We start from the raw sequence: 19,909 nt of genomic DNA on the forward strand, positions 1-19,909 counted from the left end.
AGTGGCGGTCGTTCAGCTCGCCGCTTCCGCCTGCTCGCCGCCAACGGCCGCGCAGAAGTTGGTGAAGAACTGCTGCGCCAGCTTCTTTGCGGTCGAATCGATGAGGCGCGAGCCGAGCTGGGCGAGCTTGCCGCCGACCTCCGCCTTGACGTCGTAGCGCAGCACCGTTTCGGCGCCATCCTCAGTCAAGGTGACATCGGCGCCGCCCTTGGCGAAACCGGCGATGCCGCCCTTTCCTTCGCCCGAGATCGTATAGCTTTCCGGCGGGTTGAGATTGGAGAGCACGACGTTGCCGGTGAAGGAAGCCGAGACGGGGCCGATCTTGATCTTCACGACCGCTGCAAGTTCGGTCGGCGAAGTCATCTCCAGCGACTGACAGCCGGGGATGCACCGTTTCAGGATTTCCGGATCGTTGAGGCTGCGCCACACTGCGTCGCGCCCAGCCGAAATCCGTTCTTCGCAGGTCATGTCCATGCGCTTTCCTCCCATTGCACGCCGCGCGTCGGCCTCGACGCGCCAAGGTCGCTGTCACATATTAGGCCTGCTGCCAGAATCTTGTCCCCAAGCCGGTTCCGACCCAAGGAAATTCGCGGCGGGTTCTCCCGTGCTGATCTTCGCAAAACGGAAACGACTTTGCCAAGTGCATCAGCGATGCTATTTGCACGTTTAATGGATGCCGTGGCTTCAGGCTGCGGCAACAAACCTCATGACGCCTGCCCGTCCGCGCTCGATGTTGCGGAGGGCAGGCGGCACATGTTCTAACAAGCCCAGGGATTTCAGCGTGAAGGAAAAGGACCGGCGGTCGAAGAATGCCTCCGTGACGACGGCCAAGGGCCGTGGCGCCGAGGCGCGTGGCGGCGGCCGTCATGATCAGAAGCGTCCGGTTCCGCCGAAGGGCAGCGGCTTCAAGGAACGGCCGCCGCGGCCAGCGACCGCGCCGGGTGCGGAGACGCGCGACAAGCCCGTCCGGCAGGCTCCCGCGCAGGAAGCACCGGCGCGGGTGATCGCCCGGCGAACCGGCGAAAAGCCGGCCGAGCGCGTGCCGCTCATCCTGGAGACATCAGGCGCTTCGGGTTACCATCTGATCGACAGCGGCGCCGGCGAGAAGCTCGAGCAATACGGCCCCTATCGCATCGTGCGCCCGGAGGCGCAGGCGCTCTGGCCGCGCAGCCTGCCCGATCACATCTGGGAGAAGGCCGACGCGATTTTCACCGGCGACACTGATGAGGACGGCATGGGCCGCTGGCGCTTTCCGGGTGCCGTGCTCGGCGAAACCTGGCCGATGCAGCTGCTCGGAACCGATTTCCACGGCCGCTTTACCTCGTTCCGTCATGTCGGCGTCTTTCCGGAACAATTGGCGCACTGGAGCTGGGTCAAGGACCAAGTGGAAGCTGCCGGGCGCCCGCTCAAGGTCCTGAACCTCTTCGGCTATACCGGGGTCGCCTCACTGATCGCCGCCAAGGCCGGGGCCGAGGTCACCCATGTCGACGCTTCGAAGAAGGCGATCGGCTGGGCGCGCGAGAACCAGCAACTGGCGCGCGCCGAAAAGCTGCCGATCCGCTGGATCTGCGACGACGCAATGAAGTTCATCCAGCGGGAAGAGCGCCGCGGCAGCCGTTACGACATCATCCTCACCGACCCGCCGAAGTTCGGCCGGGGTCCGAATGGCGAAGTCTGGCAGCTCTTCGATCACCTGGCGGCAATGCTCGACATCTGCCGCGAGATCCTCTCGCCGGAAGCGCGCGGCCTGGTGCTGACCGCCTATTCGATCCGGGCGAGCTTCTATTCGATCCATGAACTGATGCGCGAGACGATGCGCGGCCGCGGCGGCCGGGTGGAATCGGGCGAGCTCATCATCCGCGAGGGCGGACTTGACGGCCGCGAGCCGGGCAGGGCGCTTTCGACCTCTCTCTTCAGCCGCTGGGTACCGCAATGAGCAATGACAGAAGCGAACACGGCACCGGTCGTGTCGGTCAGGTGAAGGAGGTCACGAGCCTCACCAACCCGATCATCAAGGACATCCGTGCGCTGGCGCAGAAGAAGCACCGCGACGAAACGCGTTCCTTCATGGCCGAGGGCCTGAAGCTGGTGATCGACGCGCTCGATCTCGGCTGGAAGATCAAGACGCTGATCTATGGCAAGGCTGCCAAGGGCAAGCCGCATGTCGAACAGGTGGCAGCGAAGACCTTCGCCAAGGGCGGCCTCGTGCTCGAAGTCAGCGAGAAGGTGCTCTCGACGATCACCCGGCGCGACAACCCGCAGATGGTCGTCGGCATCTTCGAGCAGCGCTATCAGTCGCTGAAGGATCTGAAGCCGCAACTGGGCGAAACCTATGTGGCGCTCGATCGGGTCCGCGACCCCGGCAACCTCGGCACCATCATCCGCACCGCCGATGCAGCCGGCGCCTCCGGCATCATACTCGTCGGCGAGACCACCGATCCGTTTTCGCTCGAAACCGTACGCGCCACCATGGGCTCGGTCTTCGCGATGCCGGTGGCACGCGCGAGCGCCGAAGATTTCATCCGCTGGCAGAAATCCGCCGGTGCGAAGGTGGTTGCGACCCATCTTGCCGGTGCCGTCGACTACCGCACCATCGATTACAAGTCGAAGCCCGTGGTGATCCTGATGGGCAACGAACAGGCGGGTCTGCCGGAAGAGCTTGCCCGTGAGGCCGGTGCGCTTGCACGCATCCCGCAGGCCGGGCGCGCCGATTCGCTGAACCTCGCGATCGCCACCGGCATCATGCTGTTCGAGGCACGCCGTCATCTGCTGACATTGGACGCGCGCGCATGAGCGAGAAGCAGGTGCTGTTTTCCCGGCCGCTGCCGATCGCGGTCTTCATCCTTCTCGCACTCATCACCGACCAGGTGATCAAGTATCTGGTCGAGCTCTATCTGCCCTTCAACCAGGCGGTCCGCGTCGTGCCGATGCTGGCGCTCTACCGCACCTATAATTACGGCGTTGCCTTCTCGATGCTGTCGGGCATGGAGGGCTGGTTCATCGTCGGCATGCGGCTTGCCGTCGTCGCCTTCGTGCTCTGGCTCTGGAAGCGCACGCCGAAGGACCGGTTCTTCGCGCATTTCGGCTACGCGCTGATCATCGCCGGTGCGCTCGGAAACCTCGTCGACCGGCTGATCTTCGGCTACGTGATCGACTACATCCTCTTCTATACGGAGACCTGGTCCTTCGCCGTCTTCAATCTGGCCGATACTTTCATCACCATCGGTGCCGGCGCCATCATCCTTGACGAGCTGTTGCACGCGAAAAAGGCCGATCGTTAAGATTTTACCGGTGCATTGAAGCCATTCGGAACGCTTGTCGTGTTAGCCGGATCGCATGAGCGAACCGTCACGATTGCTGGAGCGGATCGAATCCGGCTTCCGCACAGGAAGCCGGACGGGTGATGTGCCGCCGGTGGCTCCGCTCCCGGTCGAGATGCCGCCTCCGGTCCCCGGGCAGGAAGCGCCCGTCGACGGCAAGCGCCATGCGGTCGGTCAGGCCTCGCTGGCCTTGCTCGGCCTGATCGCTTCCGGGCTCATTCTCGTCATCGGCATGAGTGCCGGCTTCTACCTGTTCTCCGCGGTGGTTGCGGCGGCAGGCTCGGTCGGCGTGCTCCTGCTCGTCGTCGAAGCCATACGGTCTCTCGATGGCAGGCAGGCACGCGACGAAGCGGACAGGGATGGCGATTGGCACCGCTCCGAAACGTCCGCATTGCTCTCGACCATTCATGATGCATTGGGTGACCTCGCGATCATGCGCGGCATGGACGGAAAGATCGTTCATGCCAATGCAGTCTTCCATCAGATCTGCGGCCGCTCCGATGTCCGCGGCCTCGATTGCGCGACGCTTGGCCTGAGCTTCGAGCCGAAGATCGCGCCCAATCACTACCTTGTGCGGATTGCGGTATCGGATGGCGTGCGTCTTTACGACTGGCACGACGTGATCGCCCGCGATCCGGCCAGCGGCAAGCTCATGCGCCACAGCATCGCCCGAGACGTCACCGAGGAGGCGAAGGCGGCGCGCGAACGCGAAGCGGCGCGCCGGCGGGCGGAGGAGGCGAGCAAGGCGAAGTCGAGGCTGCTTGCCACCGTCAGCCATGAGATCCGCACGCCGCTTTCCGGCATCCTCGGCATGAGCCATCTGCTCGGCCAGACCCGGCTGTCGAGCGAGCAGAAGAACTACCTCGCCGGCATGCAGCAGTCCGGCCATGCGCTGGTCCAGCTCGTCGAGGACCTGATCGATTTCTCGTCGCTTTCGGCCGGCCGGTTCCAGTTTCGCCCGACCCGGCAGGATCCGCGCGGCGTCGTCGAGAGCGTGGTGGAGATGCTCTCCAACCGCGCGCATGAGAAAGGCATCGAGATCGGCGCGACGGTCGCCGTCGACGTGCCCGCCGAGATGGCCTTCGACGCGGCGCGTCTGCGCCAGGTGCTATTCAACGTGATCGGCAACGCGGTCAAATTCACCGAGGTCGGCGGCGTCTTCGTCAGTGCCGATACGGTCGACGAATGCGTGCGAATCCGGATCGACGACACCGGTCCGGGCATGTCGCCGGAGGATCTGAAACGCATCTTCGAGGAGTTCGAGCAGGCCGGCAACGACGAGCAGCGGGCGAAGGGGACCGGGCTCGGCCTCGCGATCTCGCGGCGGATCATGCAGGCCTGCGGCGGCAGCCTCACGGCGGCAAGCGCGCCGGGGCGCGGTAGTCGCTTTGAAATTCGCCTGCCCTTTGCCGAGATCGAGCCGGTGGCGCCGGAGCGCCGGTCGTGCCTTGCCGGCTCGCATGTCCTGGTGATGGCGCCGGATGGTCCAGCCTCGGCGGCGCTCGCCGCGACGATCGCCACACTCGGCGGTCGGTGCCATCGCGCGACCACGCTTGCCGCGGCCCAGCATGTTCTTGCGGACGTGCTCGCCGGCGGCGCAGCCCTGACCGACGTGATCGTCGACCACCGCCACGCCCAGCAATACAAGCAGTTGCTTTCGCTGCAGCCGGCGATCGCGCGGTTGGACGTGCGGCGCACCTACCTGATCAACCCGGAGGAGCGCAACAGCCATCCCGTCAACCAGATGGACGGCTACGAGGCCTGGCTGATCCGGCCGCTGCGCGAAAAATCCCTGGTCGAGGTGCTGCTCGGTCGCCTGAAGGGCATCGAGAAGCGCGACGCGATCAATGACAACCGGCCCGTCCTGCGGGAGGAGCCGGCGACCGCTCCCGTCCGCAACCGGGCGAATGGAATCCTTCTGGCCGAAGACGATCCGGTCAACGCGCTGATCGTTCGCACCGTGCTCCAACGGTCCGGGCATTCGGTCCGCGTCGTCAGCGACTTCGGCGCCGTTGCCGAGGCCCTGCATGCGCCCGGCGAGCGTCCGCTTCCGGAACTGCTGGTGACCGATCTCAACATGCCGGGTGGCGACGGGCTTTCGCTGCTGCAGCACCTGCGCGCCGACGAGACCGCGCGTTCGGCGCCACGCTTGCCCGTGATCATCCTGACGTCGGATGTGCGCGCCGATACGCGCGACAAACTGATGGGCGCCGGTGCGGACGCCGTGTTGTCGAAGCCCGCCGATCCGCAACTGCTGACTTCGGAGATCGACCGCCTGCTGCGCAAACGGTAACTTCGGCAGTGGTAACGGTATCCATCCGGGAGCGGGGGTTGTGCGCCGTCTTCATGTCACTATGTTGTTGCAGAAACGTGGTCTAAGCCCGGCAGACGGAATTGATTCGGGATGACGCGGATGGCCATCGAGCTACTGGATTCGGCGAACGTGGTAGACACTTCTCAGGCTTGCATCGGCAAGAAGGCCGCCGTTCCGACGACCGACGTTCTTGGCCGGATCGCCAATCTCGAGACGCGCCTGGCGCGCACGGCATCGGAAATCGATGCTGCCCAGGCCGTCCGCTACAAGGTTTTCGTCGAGGAGATGAAGGCGCAGGTTGGCGCCGAAGCCGATCGCCGCAAGCGCGACGTCGACAGCTGGGACGCGATCTGCGATCACCTCCTGGTTCTCGACACCTCGATCGAGGGCGATGCCGAGGATCAGATCGTCGGCACCTATCGCTTGTTGCGCCAGGATGTGGCCGAGCGGGCCGGCGGCTTCTATTCGGCTTCCGAATTTGCGATCGATCAGCTTCTTGCGCGCCACCCGACCAAGCGCTTCATGGAACTCGGCCGCTCCTGCGTGTTGCCGGACTACCGCACCAAGCGGACGGTGGAACTGCTTTGGCAGGGAAACTGGGCCTATGCCCTTAAATACGGCATGGACGCCATGTTCGGCTGCGGCTCCTTCCCCGGTGTCGTGCCGGCGGAGCACGCGCTGGCGCTCTCCTTCCTGCATCACAACATTCGCGCCCGTGACGAATGGGCGGTGACCGCCCGTCCGGAGCTGCATCGGACCATGGACCTGATGCCGGCCGAGGCGATTAATGCGAAAAAGGCTCTCGCCGCCCTGCCGCCATTGATCAAGGGCTACATGCGCCTTGGCGCAATGGTTGGCGACGGCGCGGTGGTCGATCATGCCTTCCATACGACGGATGTTTTGATCGTGCTGCCGATCAGCAATATTTCCGGCCGCTATCTCAATTATTATGGCGCCGATGCCGGGCGGTTCGCGACGTCCGTCTCCTGACGGGATTAACCAAATATTAATGACCAGTTTGACTTTCTAGCCTGAAAGAGAGATTTGTATTGTCAAGTTCTTCTCTAATTTCATGACGATAGAATAGAGAAAATAACGGAGGAATGGCCGATCATTTCCGGAGATCGGTCGGCATAGAGACCAAAATCCTCCGTCTTTCATTACCTGAAACGTAGTACGGTTGCCTGATTCTGAGCTCGCCTCTTCTCTCCAGGAGGTGCGAGCTCATCTTTTTATAAGTTGTGCCGATTTGTTACTATTCCGGCAGGCCTGGCGACTTTGATTGCTACTGCATGTCTTTGTCCTTAAATCGACCTCGATTTAAGGACAAAGACATGCAGCAAATCAAAGTGCTACAGCGACCTTTGCGCGTCTCATAAGACGCGCGGCGCTGTAGGCCTGCGCCAAAATAGTACATTCGCCGGTGGTCACATGCTGGCGTTGTAGGCGGCAATCGCTGCCATGTTGACGATGTCGGAATCCTTGGCCGACATCGAAACAATCTGGATCGACTTGTCGAAGCCGACGAGCAGCGGACCGATTACGGTTGAACCGCCGAGCTCCTGCAACATCTTGGTCGAGATCGATGCCGAGTGGAACGCCGGCATGACGAGCACATTGGCCGTGCCCGAGAGGCGGCAGAACGGATATTGCTCCATGACGCGGGCATTGAGCGCCACGTCCGCCGCCATTTCGCCGTCATACTCGAAGTCGACGCGACGCTTGTCGAGGATGTTGACCGCTTCGCGCACCCGCTCGGAGCGCTCGCCCTTAGGATGGCCAAAGGTGGAGTAGGCGAGCATCGCCACCCGCGGCATGTAGCCGAGTCGCTTGGCGAGGCCGGCGGCTTCCTCGGCGATATCGGCAAGCTCTTCCGAAGAGGGCATGTCGTGAACCGCCGTGTCGGCGACAAGCACGGTACGGCCGCGGCAGAGCGCGATCGAGACGCCGATGACGCGATGGCCCGGCTTCGGATCGATGCAGCGACGCACGTCTTCGAGCGCCGTCGAATAGTTGCGGGTAGTACCCGTGACCATGCCGTCGGCATCGCCGAGTGCCACCATGCAGGCGGCGAAGTGGTTGCGGTCGTTGTTGATCAGGCGCTGGGCGTCGCGGAAAAGGAAGCCTTTCCGCTGCAGACGGGCATAGAGATAGTCGGTATAGGCGCCGACGCGCTTGGACAGCCGTGCATTGACGATCTGGATGCCGGGGCGGTCGAGGTCGATGCCCTCGCGCTCCGCCGTCTCGCGCATGCGTTCCTCGCGGCCGAGCAGGATGGCGGTGCCGAGCTGCTGGTTGGCATAGGCGATCGCCGAGCGCATGACCTGCACCTCTTCGCCTTCGGCAAAGACGATGCGCTTCGGCTGGCGCCGGACGCGTTCGTAGATACGCTGCAGCGTCGAAGCGATCGGGTCGCGCCGGGCGGAGAGCTGGCGGCCATAGGCTTCGAGGTCGGTGATCGGTTTGCGGGCGACGCCACTCTCCATTGCCGCTTTCGCAACGGCCATCGGGATCGCCGAGATCAGGCGCGGATCGAAGGGGACCGGAATGATGTATTGCGGGCCGAAGCGCGGGCGGTTGCCCTGATAGGCTGCCGCGACGTCGTCAGGCACATCTTCCTTGGCAAGGCTCGCCAGCGCTTGCGCGGCGGCGATCTTCATCGTGTCGTTGATCGTCGTCGCGCGCACGTCGAGCGCGCCGCGGAAGATGTAGGGGAAGCCGAGCACGTTGTTGACCTGGTTCGGATAGTCCGAGCGGCCGGTGGCGACGATTGCGTCGTCGCGAATGCGGGCGACCTCTTCCGGCGTGATTTCCGGATCCGGATTGGCCATGGCGAAGATGATCGGGCGCGGCGCCATCGAGCGGACCATGTCTTCCGACAGCGCACCCTTGGCCGACAGGCCGAAGACCACGTCGGCGCCATCGAGCGCTTCGGCGAGCGTGCGGCGGTCGGTCTTGACCGCATGCGCCGACTTCCACTGGTTCATGCCCTCGGTGCGGCCCTCGAAGATGACGCCCTTGGTGTCGCAGAGGATGACATTATCCGAGTTGAAGCCCATCGACTTGATGAGCTCGATACAGGCGATGGCGGCAGCGCCGGCGCCGTTGCAGACGAGCTTGGTGGTCTTGAAGTCGCGACCCGTCAGTGCCAGCGCGTTGATGAGGCCGGCGGCGGCGATGATCGCGGTGCCGTGCTGGTCGTCATGGAACACCGGAATGTCCATGACCTCGCGCAGCTTCTGCTCGATGATGAAACAGTCCGGCGCCTTGATGTCTTCGAGGTTGATGCCGCCGAAGGAGGGGCCGAGGAAGCGCACGCAGTTGATGAATTCGTCGACATTCTCGGTATCGACCTCGAGGTCGATGGAATCGACGTCGGCGAAGCGCTTGAACAGCACCGACTTGCCTTCCATGACGGGCTTGGAGGCGAGCGCCCCGAGATTGCCGAGACCGAGAATGGCGGTGCCGTTCGAGATCACGGCCACCATGTTGCCGCGCGTCGTATAGTCATAGGCGGTGTTCGGATCCTCGGCGATGGCTTTCACCGGCACGGCGACACCGGGCGAATAGGCGAGCGAAAGGTCGCGCTGCGTCGCCATGGCCTTGGTGGGAGAAATCTCCAGCTTTCCGGGACGGCCCTGCGAGTGAAAGTCGAGCGCTTCCTGCGCGGTGACGGTCGTCACGGCGCGATCGGTCTTGTCGGTAGCCGGCATGTTTACTCCATCCTCCTGTGGGCGAGCCTTGCGACGCGCCTCTTTATGGTTGTCGTCTATAATTGCTTGGGGATAGTGTGCCATCTCTTTTTTCGGAACAATCATGAATTTCGTGACAGACCAATCGAACCGCGCCGGCGAGGTGTTGTCCGCAGCCGATCTGGCGACCGAGGAGAGCCGCTCCTCGGCGACGCCGATGATGGAACAGTTCATCGAGATCAAGGCGAACAACCCGGATTCGCTCCTGTTTTATCGCATGGGCGACTTCTACGAGCTGTTCTTCCAGGACGCGGTCGAGGCATCGCGGGCGCTCGGCATCACGCTTACCAAGCGTGGCCAGCACATGGGCCAGGAGATCCCGATGTGCGGCGTACCGGTGCATGCCGCCGACGACTACCTGCAGAAACTGATCGGGCTCGGCTTCCGTGTTGCTGTCTGCGAGCAGGTGGAAGATCCGGCGGAAGCGAAGAAGCGCGGCAGCAAGTCGGTGGTGCGCCGCGACGTAGTGCGCCTGGTGACACCTGGCACGATCACCGAGGAGAAGCTGCTGTCGCCGTCGGAGACGAACTATCTGATGGCGCTGGCGCGGATCAAGAGCGGGTCCGAGCCGGCATATGCGCTCGCCTGGATCGATATCTCCACCGGCATCTTCCGCTTGGCCGAGACCGCGGAAAGCCGGCTTCTCGCCGATATCCTGCGCATCGAGCCGCGCGAACTGATCCTTGCCGATACGGTCTTCCACGACCCGGAGCTGAGGCCAGTCTTCGATGTGCTCGGCCGCGTGGCCGTGCCGCAGCCGGCGGTGCTGTTCGACAGCGCGACGGCCGAGGGGCGTATCGCCCGCTATTTCGGCGTGAAGACGCTCGACGGCTTCGGCACGTTCTCGCGTGCGGAACTGGCGGCTGCCTCGGCAGCGATCTCCTATGTCGAGAAGACCCAGCTTGCCGAGCGTCCGGCGCTCGGCATCCCCGAGCGCGAAAGTGCCGCCTCGACGCTGTTCATCGATCCGGCGACCCGCGCCAACCTCGAACTGGTCAAGACCCTGTCGGGCGCGCGCGAAGGGACGCTTCTGAAGGCGCTCGACCGGACGGTGACAAGCGGCGGCGCGCGGCTTCTCGCCGAGCGGCTAATGTCGCCGCTGACCGATCCGGATCGCATCAACCGGCGCCTCGACTCGATCGAGATTCTTGCGGACCAACCTTCCTTCGCAGGCGACCTGCGCGATGCGCTGCGGCGGGCGCCGGATATGCCGCGCGCCCTGTCGCGGCTGGCGCTCGGCCGAGGCGGCCCGCGAGACCTCGGCGCCATTCAGGCCGGCCTGCATGCCTCCGCTTCGATTTCACGGTTGATGGCGGCAGGTACGCTGTCGGATGAGCTGAAGGATGCGCGGGCGGCGATCGACGCACTGCCGGCCGGTCTGCTCGGCCTGCTCGATGCCATGCTTGGCGAGGAACTTCCGCTCCTGAAACGCGACGGCGGTTTCCTGCGCGAAGGCGCCAATGCCGAGCTCGACGAAGTCCGTGCGCTGCGCGACCAGTCGCGCCGGGTGATCGCCGGCCTGCAGCTGCAATATTCCGAAGAGACCGGCATCAAGTCGCTGAAGATCAAGCACAACAACGTGCTTGGCTATTTCATCGAGGTAACCGCCGGCAATGCCGGCTCGATGACCGACACGGATGCCGGCCGTGCCCGTTTCATCCACCGCCAGACCATGGCGAACGCCATGCGCTTCACCACGACGGAGCTGGCCGAGCTCGAAAGCAAGATCGCCAACGCCGCCGACCGGGCACTGTCGATCGAGATCGAGGCTTTCGACCAGATGGCGGCCGAGGTCGTCGCCGCTGCCGAGACGCTCAAGGCGGCGGCCTTGGCGCTTGCGACGGTCGACGTCTCGGTCGGTCTCGCCGTGCTTGCCGAGGAGCAGGCCTATGCCCGCCCGACCGTCGACCGCTCGCGCATGTTCGCGATCGACGGCGGCCGCCATCCGGTGGTCGAGCAGGCGCTGAAGCGTCAGGCGGCCAATGCCTTCGTCGCCAATGGCTGCGATCTCTCGCCGCCCGACGGTGAGGAGGGTGGCGCGATCTGGCTGCTCACCGGTCCCAACATGGGCGGTAAATCGACCTTCCTGCGCCAGAACGCGCTGATCGCGATCATGGCGCAGATGGGCACTTTCGTTCCTGCCGCGAGCGCCCATATCGGCATCGTCGATCGGCTGTTCTCCCGCGTCGGCGCATCCGACGATCTGGCGCGTGGGCGCTCGACCTTCATGGTCGAGATGGTTGAGACGGCGGCAATCCTCAACCAGGCGACCGACCGTTCCCTGGTGATCCTCGACGAGATCGGCCGCGGCACCGCCACCTTCGACGGCCTGTCGATCGCCTGGGCGGCGGTCGAGCATCTGCACGAGGCGAACCGCTGCCGTGGCCTGTTCGCCACCCACTTCCATGAGCTGACCGTGCTTTCGGAAAAGCTCGGACGACTTTCAAACGCGACCATGCGCGTCAAGGAATGGCACGGCGACGTGATCTTCCTGCACGAGGTGGGGCCGGGCGCTGCCGACCGCTCCTACGGTATTCAGGTCGCCCGCCTTGCCGGCCTGCCGGCCTCGGTCGTGGCACGCGCCAAGGACGTGCTCGCCAAGCTCGAGGACGCCGACCGCAAGAACCCGGCGAGCCAATTGATCGACGACCTGCCGCTGTTCCAGGTGGCGATCCGCCGCGAAGAGGTGAAGGCCGCAGGTCCGTCCAAGGTCGAGGAGGCGCTGAAGGCGCTGAACCCGGACGACATGACGCCGCGCGAAGCACTCGACGCGCTCTACGCGCTGAAGAAGGAACTGAGCGCCGCCAAGGCGGGATGAGGAAAGGTGTGCGCGGTTTTCCGGCCGCATCCCGCCAACCGTTAAAATGGGCTGAGGCGGTGCGCGCCTTTTTCCTGTGCAGGTGCCGGTAAAAAGGCTATACAGCGCCGCGCGCCTTTGCCGGCGCGGCGATTGAAATGCTGTGTGGTCCTTTTTCGGCCTCGGTCGCAAGGATCATGCAGGAGCGCTCGCTAGAGCGACCACGCAACCAGTCGGACAGGACGCCCCTCGGCACTTCATGGGCAGACACGAAATATCTTTCCCCGAGATCCTCGACGTCGCAGCGCTGCGTGCGAAATGCGACTTCATCGCCTCGGCCCATGCCGAGCAGCGCGAGCCGATGCGCCAGGCGCTGCTTGCCGCCTTCAAGCAGGCGAATACCGCTGGCCGGACGAAGGCGCGCGAGCTGTTCAACGCCAACGGCGCCGGCATTCTCTGCGCCGAGCGCATTTCCTGGCTGCAGGATCAACTAATCACCGTGCTGCACGATTTCGTGCTGAACGAGATCTTCGACGCAGCCAATGCGCCGCCGGCCTCGCGCATCGCGGTGGCTGCAGTCGGCGGTTATGGCCGCGGCACGCTGGCGCCGGGTTCGGATATCGATCTTCTGTTCCTGCTACCGGTCAAGAAGGCCGTCTGGGCGGAGCCGGCGATCGAGTTCATGCTCTACATCCTCTGGGATCTGGGCTTCAAGGTCGGCCACGCCACCCGCACCATCGACGAATGCATCCGCCTGTCGCGCGCCGACATGACGATCCGCACGGCCATTCTGGAGACGCGTTACATTTGCGGCTCCGAGGCGCTGAGCACCGAGCTCGAAACGCGTTTCGACCACGAGATCGTGCGCAATACCGGCCCGGACTTCATCGCCGCAAAGCTTGCCGAGCGTGACGAGCGCCACCGCAAGGCGGGCGATACGCGCTATCTCGTCGAGCCGAATGTCAAGGAGGGCAAGGGCGGCCTTCGCGACCTGCACACGCTGTTCTGGATCGCCAAGTATTTCTACCGGCTCAAGGATACCGCCGACCTCGTGAAGCTTGGGGTCTTGTCGCGGCAGGAATACAAGCTCTTCCAGAAGGCCGAGGACTTCCTCTGGGCCGTGCGCTGCCACATGCATTTCCTGACCGGCAAGGCGGAAGAGCGGCTTTCCTTCGACATCCAGCGCGAGATCGCAGAAGCGCTCGGCTATCACGACCACCCCGGCCTCTCTGCCGTCGAACGCTTTATGAAGCACTACTTCCTGGTGGCGAAAGATGTCGGCGACCTGACGCGCATCTTCTGCGCAGCACTCGAAGACCAGCAGGCGAAGGAAGCACCCGGCATTTCCGGGATCATCGGCCGTTTCACCCATCGCAGCCGCAAGATCGCCGGCACGCTCGATTTCGTCGACGACGGCGGCCGCATCGCGCTCGCAAGCCCCGATGTCTTCAAGCGCGATCCGGTCAACCTGCTGCGCTTCTTCCACATCGCCGATATCAACGGACTCGAGTTTCATCCGGCGGCTCTGCGCCAGGTGACGCGCTCGCTGAGCCTGATCACGCCGCACCTGCGCGAGAACGAGGAGGCGAACCGTCTGTTCCTGTCGATCCTCACCTCGCGCCGCAAGCCGGAACTGATCCTCAGGCGCATGAACGAGGCGGGTGTGCTTGGCCGCTTCATTCCGGATTTCGGCAAGATCGTCTCGATGATGCAGTTCAACATGTATCATCACTATACGGTCGATGAGCACCTGCTGCGCACCGTCGACGTTCTCTCGCGCATCGAAGGCGGCATCGAGGAAGAGGCGCATCCGCTGGTCGCCAAGCTGATGCCGGGGATCGAGGATCGCGAGGCGCTCTATGTCGCCGTGCTGCTGCACGATATCGCCAAGGGCCGGCCCGAGGACCATTCGGTCGCCGGCGCCAAGGTGGCCCGGCGTCTCTGCCCGCGCTTCGGACTTTCGCCGAAACAGACCGAACTCGTCGCCTGGCTGATCGAGGAACATCTGACGATGTCGATGGTCGCCCAGACGCGCGACCTCAACGACCGCAAGACGATCGTCGACTTTGCCGAACGGGTGCAGTCGCTCGAGCGGCTGAAGATGCTGCTGGTGCTGACGGTCTGCGATATCCGTGCCGTCGGCCCCGGTGTCTGGAACGGCTGGAAAGGCCAGCTTCTGCGCACGCTCTATTACGAGACCGAGCTGCTGTTGTCGGGCGGTTTCTCCGAATTGTCGCGCAAGGAGCGCGCGGCCCATGCCGCGACGATGCTGGGCGAGGCACTGACGGACTGGTCCGAGAAGGAGCGCGACGCCTATGTCCGCCTGCATTATCAGCCCTATCTTCTGACCGTGGCACTGGAAGACCAGGTGCGGCATGCGCGTTTCGTCCGCGAGGCCGATGCCGCCGGCAAGCCATTGGCGACCATGGTGCGCACGCACCAGTTCCATGCGATCACCGAAATCACGGTGCTCTCACCGGACCATCCGCGTCTCCTGACCGTGATTGCCGGCGCCTGCGCGGCTGCGGGCGCCAACATCGTCGACGCCCAGATCTTCACGACGTCGGACGGTCGGGCGCTGGATACGATCCTGGTCAACCGTGAGTTCGCCGTGGACGAGGACGAGATGCGGCGCGCTGCCAGCATCGGCAAGCTGATCGAGGATGTGCTTGCCGGCCGCAAGCGCCTGCCGGAAGTGATCGCCAGCAGAACCAAGGTGAAGAAGCGCACCAAGGCCTTCACCGTGACGCCCGAGGTGACGATCAGCAATACGCTGTCGAACAAGTTCACGGTGATCGAGGTCGAGGGCCTCGACCGTCCGGGCCTCTTGTCCGAGATCACCGCCGTGCTTTCCGATCTCTCGCTCGATATCGCCTCGGCGCACATCACCACCTTCGGCGAGAAGGTGATCGACACCTTCTACGTCACCGACCTCGTCGGCCAGAAGGTGACGAGCGAAAACCGTCAGATGAACATTGCCGCCCGCCTCAAGGCCGTGATGGCCGGTGAGGGTGACGAAGCTCGCGATCGCATGCCCTCCGGCATCATCGCGCCGTCGCCGGGCGTCTCCTCCGCTCAAAGAACGACAAAAGCCGAAACATGAGTCTGGTCAAGAAATTTGCAACCGTCGGCGGCGCGACCCTTGGAAGCCGCCTGTTCGGCTTCATCCGCGAAACCTTCATGGCCGCCGCGCTCGGCACCGGTCCGGTCGCCGACGCCTTCAATACCGCCTTTCGCCTGCCCAACACCTTCCGCCGGCTGTTTGCCGAGGGGGCCTTCAACTCCGCTTTCGTGCCGCTCTTTGCCAAGGAGATCGAGGCGAACGGCATGGAGGGCGCGCGGCGGTTCTCCGAGGAAGTCTTCGGCGTTCTCTTCACCGTCCTGTTGTTCCTGACGATCGCAATGGAACTGACGATGCCCTTCATCGTCAGCAACCTGATCGCCCCGGGCTTTGCTGGCGATCCCGAAAAGCTCGGCAACACCATCGTCTTTGCAGGCATCATGTTCCCCTATCTCGCCTGCATGTCGCTGGCGGCGATGATGGGCGGCATGCTGAATTCGCTGCACCGCTTCTTCGCGGCAGCGATTGCACCGGTGTTCCTCAACGTCATCCTGATCGGGGTTTTGGCCTATGCCTGGTTTGCGGGCCAGGATCCGGTGGCCGTCGGCTATGCCCTTTCCTGGGGCGTCATGGCAGCCGGTCTGGTGCAGCTTGCCATCGTCTGGTTCGCCGTGCGCGACGCCGGCATCAAGATCGGCCTCCGACGGCCGAAGATGACGGCCAGCGTCAGGCGCCTGCTGGTGCTCGCCTTGCCGGCGGCGATCACGGGCGGCATCACCCAGATCAACCTGCTGATCAACACCAACATCGCTTCGGCGAGCGAAGGCGCGGTCTCGTCTCTGGTTTATGCCGACCGCATCTACCAGCTTCCGCTGGGTGTCGTCGGTATCGCGGTCGCAACCGTGCTTCTGCCGGAACTCGCCCGGGCGCTGCGTTCCGGCAATCTCGCTGAAGCGTCGAACCTGCAGAACCGCTCGGTCGAGTTCACGCTGTTCCTGACGCTTCCGGCTGCGGCCGCGCTGTTGGTCATGTCCGAGCCGATCGTCCGGCTGCTCTTCGAGCGCGGCAAGTTCTCACCGGAATCGACTGTCATCGTCGGTCACATCCTGGCGATCTACGGCCTTGGCCTGCCGGCTTTCGTGCTGATCAAGGCCTTCATTCCCGGCTTCTTCGCGCGCGAGGATACGCGCACGCCGATGATCTTCGCAGCCATCTCCGTCGTTGTGAACGTGTCGCTCGCGCTCACTCTGTTTCCGCGGCTCGGCGCCAGTGGGATCGCGACGGCCGAGATCGTTGCCGGCTGGGTGAACGCCGTCCTGCTCTTTGCGACGCTCGTCTGGCGCGGTCATTGGGGCAGGGACATGCCGTTGCTCACCCGTATCCCGCGCCTCGTCATCGCGGCGGCGGGCATGGCCGCGGCGCTCTATTTTGCCATCGACTGGTTTGCCTTCGAGCTCTCCTCTGCTGCGTCGCTGCTCACCCGGGCCGTGACACTATCGGGTCTGGTCGCGGTTGCCATGGTCATCTACTTCGCGCTTGCTTTCGGCCTTGGCGGTGCCAGCCTCGGCATGATCCGTCGCAATCTCAAACGCGGGGCGAAAGCGCCTGCGGCGCCCGTCGCCGCACCGGAGGCAGGGGACTGATGCGCCAGACCATCGCACGCATTGCCCTGGTCGTGCCGGACTACGACGCCGGCATCGCCTTCTATTGCGGCAAGCTCGGCTTCGACCTCGTCGAGGACACTGCCCTCGACGCAGGCAAGCGTTGGGTCGTCGTGCGTCCGAAAGGTGCGGTTGAAACTGCGCTTCTGCTTGCCAAGGCCGATGGCGAACGCCAGCGGGCGGCGATCGGCAACCAGACCGGAGGCCGCGTCGGCTTCTTCCTGTTCACCGACGATTTTGCCCGAGACCATGCGGCGATGCTGGCCGAAGGCGTCGTCTTTCTGGAAGAGCCGCGCCACGAACCTTACGGTGTCGTCGCGGTTTTCAGCGACCCGTTCGGCAACCATTGGGACCTGCTGCAGCCGGCCGAGTAGACCGCGTTTCGCCCCTCTTGATTGCCTCCCGTGACCCGTGCATAAGCCATGCCGTTAGCAACATGGGCCAAGCCGGCCCCACAGCGCCGCGCGTCTCAGACGCGCAAAGGTCGCTGTAATACTTTGAATGGCTGCATGTTTTTATCCTTAAATCGGTGACGATTTAAGGAAACATGCAGTAGGCCCTCCACCAGCCTATTGAGGACGACATGAACGAATTCAAGCCGCTCGTATTTTCCGGCGTTCAGCCAACGGGCAATCTCCATCTCGGCAACTATCTCGGCGCGATCTGCAAGTTCGTGGCGCTGCAGGAAAACAACGACTGCATCTATTGCGTCGTCGACCTGCATTCGATCACCGCCCAGCTCGTGCACGAGGACCTGAAGGGGCAGATCCGCTCGATCGCCGCCGCCTTCATCGCTTCGGGCATCGATCCGAAGAAACATATCGTCTTCAATCAGTCGGCCGTGCCGCAGCATGCGGAACTCGCCTGGATCTTCAACTGCGTCGCCCGCATCGGCTGGATGAGCCGGATGACCCAGTTCAAGGACAAGGCCGGCAAGGACCGCGAGAACGCCTCGCTCGGCCTGCTCGCCTATCCGAGCCTGATGGCCGCCGACATCCTCGTCTATCGCGCCACCCATGTGCCCGTTGGCGACGACCAGAAGCAGCACCTGGAGCTGACGCGCGACATCGCTCAGAAGTTCAACATCGACTTCATGGAGCACATCCGTCGCGGCGGCTACGGTGTCGATATCGTCGTCGGCGAAGAGCCGATCCATGCCTATTTCCCGCCGGTCGAGCCGCTGATCGGCGGCGCCACGACGCGCGTCATGTCGCTCAGAGACGGCACCAAGAAGATGTCGAAGTCCGATCCGTCCGACCTCTCGCGTATCAACCTGATGGACGATGCCGAGACGATCTCGAAGAAGATCCGCAAGGCCAAGACCGATCCGGATGCGCTTCCGAGCGAACTCGATGGCCTGAAGGGTCGTCCTGAGGCCGAGAACCTCGTCGGCATCTACGCCGCGCTGTCGGACAAGACGAAGGAGCAGGTGCTTGCCGAGTTCGGCGGGCAGCAGTTCTCGGTCTTCAAGCCGGCGCTCGTCGACCTCGCGGTCGAGGTCCTGTCGCCGATCACCGGCGAGATGCGCCGCCTGATGGGCGACACCGCCCATATCGACGCGATTCTCCGCGATGGCGGCGAGCGTGCGCGGGTGCGCGCGGAAAAGACGATGAGCGAAGTACGCGAGATCATCGGTTTTCTGCAGTAATCCGGTGATTTAGGGTCCCGCGAGCCAAAATCACCGTTGTCATCGATCCTCACGGATCGGAGCGGGACGGGTGGAAAACCGTGTGCACTTTTCCTCGTCCCGCTCCAAAACGCCAAAATGAGACCTTGCGGCGGCACGCCCGCGATGTAATGTTCACCCTATGGTCTCGACCCGACTCTCTCGACTTGAAGGTCACCGCCGCAAATTCATGGCGGTGATAGACGATACCCCGGAATGCGGCCGCGCCGTGCACTATGCGGGCATGCGCGCGAAGAATTCCAATGGCGGTCTCGTCCTGCTCTATGTGATCGCCGATGCCGACTTCCAGCAATGGCTGGGGGTCGAGGAAATCATGCGTGCGGAAGCGCGCGAGGAAGCCGAGGCGACGCTCGCAAAGGTGGCTCAGTCGGTTCGCGAGCGGATCGGTATCGAACCCGAGATCGTCATCCGCGAGGGCACTGCCACGGAGCAGATCCATGCGGCGATCGAAGAGGACCGCGACATCGCCATTCTGGTGCTGGCCGCCGGATCGGCGAAAGAGGGCCCGGGTCCCCTCGTGTCGTCGATCGCGGGCAAGGCTGCAGCCTTCCCGATTCCCGTCACCGTCATCCCTGATGCGCTGACGGACGAGGAGATCGACGCGCTCAGTTGATCTGCGTCGCTATGTGCCCTTGCGGCCGCAGGGCCATGCCCTTATATTCTTTTGAATTATTCTAAAGAGCTGGGCGAATGCCGCTTCCGGCGAAACGGAGACAGACATGTTCATTCAGACCGAAGCCACGCCGAACCCGGCCACGCTGAAGTTTTTGCCGGGCAAGGTTGTTCTGGAAAACGGCACCGCCGAGTTCCGTGACGAGGAAGAAGCGCGCGCCGGCTCGCCGCTGGCGGCACGGCTGTTTTCGATCCCGGGCGTCACCGGCGTTTATTTCGGTTATGATTTCATCACCGTCAGCAAGGAAGGCCAGGAATGGCAGCATCTGAAGCCGGCGATCCTCGGTTCGATCATGGAGCACTTCATGTCGGGCCAGGCGATCATGGCCGGAAGCGGCCGCGCCGAGCAGTCCGACCAGGAAGGCGAGTTCTTCGACGAGGGTGACGAGACGATCGTCGCGACGATCAAGGAACTCCTGGAAACCCGCGTGCGCCCGGCCGTTGCCCAGGATGGTGGCGACATCACCTTCCGCGGCTTCAAGGACGGCACCGTCTTCCTCAACATGAAGGGCGCCTGCTCCGGTTGCCCGTCGTCGACGGCGACGCTGAAGCATGGCGTGCAGAACCTGCTGCGCCATTTCGTTCCCGAGGTGGAAGCCGTCGAGTCCGTCTGACCCCGGACGTCGTCCGGCATTTCGTGAACGA

14 protein-coding genes are annotated in these 19,909 nt (G+C 63.7%); 12 read left to right on the forward strand and 2 right to left on the reverse strand.

Annotated elements, in window-relative coordinates:
- Positions 1–12: 12 nt before the first annotated feature.
- The gene (locus tag BHMPCIPO_RS02725; protein WP_173515341.1) at positions 13–474 is read right to left on the reverse strand and encodes an SRPBCC family protein; all 462 of its coding nucleotides are present in this window, start codon (positions 472–474) and stop codon (positions 13–15) included.
- A 307-nt stretch (positions 475–781) separates the two neighbouring features.
- On the opposite strand from BHMPCIPO_RS02725, the gene BHMPCIPO_RS02730 reads away from it, so the two are divergent.
- The 5 genes from BHMPCIPO_RS02730 to olsB all read left to right on the forward strand — a co-directional run bounded on the left by BHMPCIPO_RS02730 (position 782) and on the right by olsB (position 6,624).
- Positions 782–1,936: a class I SAM-dependent rRNA methyltransferase gene (locus tag BHMPCIPO_RS02730; protein WP_173515342.1), complete on the forward strand. Its 1,155-nt coding sequence runs from the start codon at positions 782–784 to the stop codon at positions 1,934–1,936.
- On the forward strand, positions 1,933–2,793 hold the full coding sequence (locus BHMPCIPO_RS02735) for a TrmH family RNA methyltransferase (protein WP_173515343.1): 861 nt from the start codon (positions 1,933–1,935) through the stop codon (positions 2,791–2,793). The genes BHMPCIPO_RS02730 and BHMPCIPO_RS02735 overlap by 4 nt, the downstream gene beginning before the upstream one ends.
- Entirely contained in the window at positions 2,790–3,281 is a 492-nt protein-coding gene (lspA, locus tag BHMPCIPO_RS02740; protein WP_173515344.1) for a signal peptidase II, read from the forward strand. Before BHMPCIPO_RS02735 ends, lspA begins: the two co-directional genes overlap by 4 nt.
- Before the next feature lie 55 nt (positions 3,282–3,336).
- Entirely contained in the window at positions 3,337–5,613 is a 2,277-nt protein-coding gene (locus BHMPCIPO_RS02745; protein ID WP_173515345.1) for a hybrid sensor histidine kinase/response regulator, read from the forward strand.
- Between the two features lie 120 nt (positions 5,614–5,733).
- Positions 5,734–6,624, forward strand: a complete 891-nt coding sequence (gene olsB / locus BHMPCIPO_RS02750) for a l-ornithine N(alpha)-acyltransferase (protein ID WP_173515346.1) — start codon at positions 5,734–5,736, stop codon at positions 6,622–6,624.
- Between the two features lie 437 nt (positions 6,625–7,061).
- Here the strand turns inward: olsB and BHMPCIPO_RS02755 are convergent, their stop codons facing one another.
- A complete protein-coding gene (locus BHMPCIPO_RS02755) occupies positions 7,062–9,347 on the reverse strand; it encodes an NADP-dependent malic enzyme (protein ID WP_173515347.1) in 2,286 nt (761 codons plus the stop codon).
- 103 nt (positions 9,348–9,450) lie between these two features.
- Between BHMPCIPO_RS02755 and mutS the strand changes: the two genes are divergently transcribed.
- The 7 genes from mutS (at position 9,451) to BHMPCIPO_RS02790 (ending at position 19,878) form a co-directional block, all read left to right on the forward strand.
- Positions 9,451–12,204, forward strand: a complete 2,754-nt coding sequence (gene mutS / locus BHMPCIPO_RS02760) for a DNA mismatch repair protein MutS (protein WP_173515348.1) — start codon at positions 9,451–9,453, stop codon at positions 12,202–12,204.
- Between the two features lie 238 nt (positions 12,205–12,442).
- Positions 12,443–15,286: a [protein-PII] uridylyltransferase gene (locus BHMPCIPO_RS02765; RefSeq protein ID WP_173515349.1), complete on the forward strand. Its 2,844-nt coding sequence runs from the start codon at positions 12,443–12,445 to the stop codon at positions 15,284–15,286.
- Positions 15,283–16,887: a murein biosynthesis integral membrane protein MurJ gene (murJ, locus tag BHMPCIPO_RS02770; RefSeq protein ID WP_173515350.1), complete on the forward strand. Its 1,605-nt coding sequence runs from the start codon at positions 15,283–15,285 to the stop codon at positions 16,885–16,887. Before BHMPCIPO_RS02765 ends, murJ begins: the two co-directional genes overlap by 4 nt.
- Positions 16,887–17,279 carry a VOC family protein gene (locus BHMPCIPO_RS02775; RefSeq protein WP_173515351.1) on the forward strand — a complete coding sequence of 131 codons (393 nt, stop codon included), beginning with the start codon at positions 16,887–16,889 and terminating at the stop codon, positions 17,277–17,279. Before murJ ends, BHMPCIPO_RS02775 begins: the two co-directional genes overlap by 1 nt.
- A 209-nt stretch (positions 17,280–17,488) precedes the next feature.
- Positions 17,489–18,553 carry a tryptophan--tRNA ligase gene (gene trpS / locus BHMPCIPO_RS02780; RefSeq protein ID WP_173515352.1) on the forward strand — a complete coding sequence of 355 codons (1,065 nt, stop codon included), beginning with the start codon at positions 17,489–17,491 and terminating at the stop codon, positions 18,551–18,553.
- 160 nt (positions 18,554–18,713) lie between these two features.
- Positions 18,714–19,205 (forward strand): universal stress protein, encoded by a 492-nt coding sequence (locus tag BHMPCIPO_RS02785; protein ID WP_173515353.1) that lies wholly within the window; start codon positions 18,714–18,716, stop codon positions 19,203–19,205.
- Between the two features lie 106 nt (positions 19,206–19,311).
- Positions 19,312–19,878, forward strand: coding sequence for a NifU family protein (locus tag BHMPCIPO_RS02790; RefSeq protein WP_173515354.1), 567 nt, complete (start codon positions 19,312–19,314; stop codon positions 19,876–19,878).
- Positions 19,879–19,909: the final 31 nt, after the last annotated feature.

The sequence above is a fragment of the Ensifer sesbaniae genome, from assembly GCF_013283665.1.
GTDB classification, from domain to species: Bacteria; Pseudomonadota; Alphaproteobacteria; order Rhizobiales; family Rhizobiaceae; genus Ensifer; species Ensifer sesbaniae.